The organism is Glutamicibacter sp., assembly GCF_035257265.1.
In the GTDB taxonomy this organism is placed as follows: domain Bacteria; phylum Actinomycetota; class Actinomycetes; order Actinomycetales; family Micrococcaceae; genus Glutamicibacter.
Genome location: NZ_DATEXC010000013.1, coordinates 1 through 1355, shown reverse-complemented (window position 1 = coordinate 1355; position 1355 = coordinate 1). Strand labels below are relative to the sequence as shown.

3 protein-coding genes are annotated in these 1355 nt (G+C 51.4%); 2 read left to right on the top strand and 1 reads right to left on the bottom strand.

The window, feature by feature from the left end; translation table 11 throughout:
- Positions 1-103: 103 nt before the first annotated feature.
- Together VJ369_RS01675 and VJ369_RS01670 are read left to right on the top strand one after the other, a co-directional pair.
- Positions 104-535: a transposase gene (locus VJ369_RS01675; protein ID WP_324090421.1), complete on the top strand. Its 432-nt coding sequence runs from the start codon at positions 104-106 to the stop codon at positions 533-535.
- Positions 532-981 carry a transposase gene (locus VJ369_RS01670; RefSeq protein ID WP_324090422.1) on the top strand — a complete coding sequence of 150 codons (450 nt, stop codon included), beginning with the start codon at positions 532-534 and terminating at the stop codon, positions 979-981. The genes VJ369_RS01675 and VJ369_RS01670 overlap by 4 nt, the downstream gene beginning before the upstream one ends.
- A 3-nt stretch (positions 982-984) precedes the next feature.
- Here the strand turns inward: VJ369_RS01670 and VJ369_RS01665 are convergent, their stop codons facing one another.
- Complete coding sequence (locus tag VJ369_RS01665; protein WP_324090420.1) at positions 985-1317, bottom strand: hypothetical protein; 333 nt, start codon at positions 1315-1317, stop codon at positions 985-987.
- Positions 1318-1355 lie beyond the last annotated feature (38 nt).

The following is a 1355-nucleotide window of genomic DNA, read 5'->3' as shown; positions in this document are numbered from 1 at the left end:
TTGAACTCATAGTGAGATTTTGTCGTAAGTATGCTAAAATAAAGGAGTAATGCGAGAATTTCTATGACTCAATTTAGCCCCCTTCGTCAGGGAGTAGGTGGCGATGGATACCCAACTCAACACTGCGATGTCTTCGTTCGTCTACAATCGGATTCCGACCAAAGTCTCTCGTAAAGACTTTAACCGATACATTGATCCCCATCTGAAAAGACCCAAAACAGGGCCAAAGCCAAAACTCTCGCTCTACAAAATCTTTAACTACATTCTGTATGTCTTGCATACCGGGATGCAGTGGGATCAACTCAAAACCAAGCGCAATGCACTCCATTACACCAACGTCTATAAATGGCACAATCGATGGTCCAAAGATGGCTCTTATCAAACGCTTTTTAAGGCCTCGATTATCCAGTTGCATCAAACCGATCAGCTCGACACCTCCGTTCTCCACGGTGATGGCTCCAACACCGTGGTAAAAAAGGGGGCCTCGGCCTCGGCTATTCTGGTCATAAGCACCAGAAAGGTGAAAAAGAACTGACGATCGTAGAAAACCATGGTTTCGTGATCGGTCCGCTCTCCGTTAAGCCCATCAATCAACAAGACACAGTCATTCTGCCGGAAACCCTGACCGCTCTGGTGGACTTCACCGATCAGATCGGCATTGATCTCGCTGGCTCTGCCATCACGCTGGATGCTGGCTTTGACTCCCAGAACAACAAGGGCATTATCAAAGCTCACCACATGCAGCCGGTGATCTATCCCAATCGCCGCAATGCCAAGACGCCGATCGCGATTGCTCGGATGTTCCGCTGGTTTGATCGGCGTCTGTATCGACTGCGCTACAAAGTGGAGCGCACCTTTGGATGGCAAGATACCTTTCGCAAACTCGTCATCAGCTACGATCGGTTGCCTGAGATTCGCAAAGGATGCCGTCTGTTAGCCTACTCAATGATCAATTTTCGCACGACTTTCAATACGTCTTAGCGCTTACTCGCTATGAGTTCCATAGCAAAAGAGGTTCATGATGATCTCCGGGCCATAGCGCCAGAACACCCGCTCGCCGACCTGAAGGCGCGCTGGATCCATCCAGGCCGGCATCTGGGCGCTCGTGGCAAGATACTCACGAATCCCTTGTGGCAGTTGGTCCGATGGGAGGTCGTCATTCTCGATAAGCGTCCGCATCAGGGTATTCACCGCATCGGCTTGGCCTTGCTGGAAGGCTTCCGCCACGACGGCGTCCGCCAGCGGGTCAGTGACCTGACGCATGGGGTCTAGGACATTGTCCGTCCAGGCTGAAGAGGGGTGTGCAGGAATACTCATCTGCTGCTCCTTCTTTCTTCAGGCGATCCTCGCGGCTG